The organism is Hydrogenivirga sp. 128-5-R1-1, from assembly GCF_000171895.1.
Genome location: NZ_ABHJ01000145.1, coordinates 1 through 2,271 on the forward strand (window position 1 = coordinate 1; position 2,271 = coordinate 2,271).

General features: G+C 31.8%; 1 pseudogene. It reads left to right on the forward strand.

The annotated features are described in order from the left end of the window. Positions 1 to 142: 142 nt before the first annotated feature. Positions 143 to 2,271 (forward strand): annotated as a pseudogene (locus HG1285_RS04105) (DNA-directed RNA polymerase subunit beta); the annotation flags it as partial.

The window sequence follows — 2,271 nt, forward strand, 5'->3', positions numbered from 1 at the left end:
GTGCTACAGTCGAAGTTAAGTAATTTAAGCTTTGCAGTTTATAATATATACATATAATTAAAGGCAGGCTATACTCTTAGGGGTTAGTCTGCCTTTTTCCATTTTATTTTGAATAAATAAAACTCCATTAAGGTGGTGTACAATGAAAACAATAAAAAACATAAATTACAACCCTTTAAGAAAATCTCTTAAAAGAAAAGAAGAAGCAATAGCACCTCCAGATTTACTTCACGTAGTTAAAAACTCATTTGAAAGCTTTGTTCAGTTTAATAAAAACCCATATGAAAGAGAAAATAAAGGTTTAGAAAATTTATTCAGAACTTCTTTCCCATTTTTAGACCCTAATGGTCAAATAGAACTTAGATATATTGCATATGAAGTTGGGGACTGGGAATGTGGAAACTGTAGAAGTGAACTTCCAAATGATGTTGTTGGCGGTGTTGGAGTAAAATGTCCTAACTGCGGAGGTACATTAATATATAAAGAAAAACATACTGTTGATGAATGTAAATATAAGGGCTTAACTTACTCAGCACCTTTAAGGGTTTTACTTGAGCTTGTTGTCAATCAGTTAAATCCTGAAACAGGAGAAATTATACCTAAGTTTACAAAAAAGGAAAAGGTTTATTTTGGAGATATACCTCTTTTAACAAAATATGGACATTTTATTATAAATGGTAGTGAGAGAGTTGTAGTTTCACAGCTAATAAGGTCATCTGGTATATTCTTTGAAGGAAAAGAGGATAAAACTAAAGATACATTAACCAGAATAATATATAAAGGTTCTATAATACCTGAGAAAGGTTCAAGGCTTGAATTTGAATATGCAACTAATGTTGAACATTTCTTTGCAAAAATTGATAGAAGAAAAGTTATTGGAACTACCGTTTTAAGAGCATTTGGCTTAGATACAACTTATAAAATACTAAAATCTTTTTATGGAGAAGATGTACAACGATTTGTGGTAAAAGACGGAAAACTGATTGATGTTGATAAAAATCTTGAAGTTGCTCTTGAGGAATTATCAAATGATGAAATATTTATAACGTTTTTAGCAGACGAAGAAGATGAGAAAGGTAAGAAAATTACGGTAAGACAGGAAATCCATGTTGAACCAGAAAAATTAGAAAAATATTTATCAGACAATAGAATAGAAATAGAAGAAGTTATAGCAATAGACCCTCTTGTTTTCAGAAAATCTCCTTATGGAAATATACTCATAGAAACATTAAAAAAAGACCAGCCAAAAATTAACAAAGATTTCACATTCCAGGATGCAGCAAGAGTTGAAATCTATAGAAAAATGAGACCTACTGATACTGCAGCTATAGACCCGAAAGCATTTTTAAGAAGGGCAAATGAACTTTTTGAAACAATGTTCTTTGACCCTCAGAGATATGACCTTTCAAAAGTAGGTAGAGTTAAAATTAACGCTAAAGTTCATAGTATTCCAAAAACTATAAAACCCCTTGATTTAGATACACTTTTAGAAAAGTATCCTCCTCTTGTATTAGATGAAGATGTAAAAGTTGGCAAAGAAGTAATTAAAAAAGGTACAAAAATAGACCAGGAAATTTTAGAAAAACTAAAGAATGCTAAATTTAAAGAAATAAAAGTAAATGCTTATTTAGATGAAGAAGCAAGATTTTTACAATTAGTAGACATTATAAATATAGTTAAATACTTACTTGAGCTTAGACTTGGTAAGAAACAGCTTGATGATATTGCTCATTTAGGAAACAGAAGAGTTAGACCTGTTGGTGAGCTTTTAGAGGCTCAGGCTAGAGTTGGTGTTGCCAGAATGAATAAAGCATTTAAAGATAGACTTGCAACAATAGATATAGAAGACCCTAATGTTAAACCAGGAAACTTTATTAATCCAAGATACTTAACAGGTTCAATACTTGAATTTTTAAAGGGAGGACAACTATCCCAGTTTATGGACCAGGCTAATCCACTTGCAGAATTGACACACAAGAGAAGACTTTCTGCACTTGGTCCTGGGGGGCTAACAAGAGACAGTGCTAAGTTTGAAATAAGGGACGTTCATCCAACCCATTATGGTAGAGTATGTCCTATTGAAACACCTGAAGGTCAGAATATTGGTCTTGTTTCTTCAATGACAGTTTATAGTACATTAAATGAACTTGGATTTTTAGTAACTCCTTACAGAAAAGTTGTAAATGGAAAAGTTACAAATGAGATAGAGTATTTGGCAGCATACGATGAAGAAAAGTATGTGATTGCCCAGGCAAATGCTCCTATTGATGA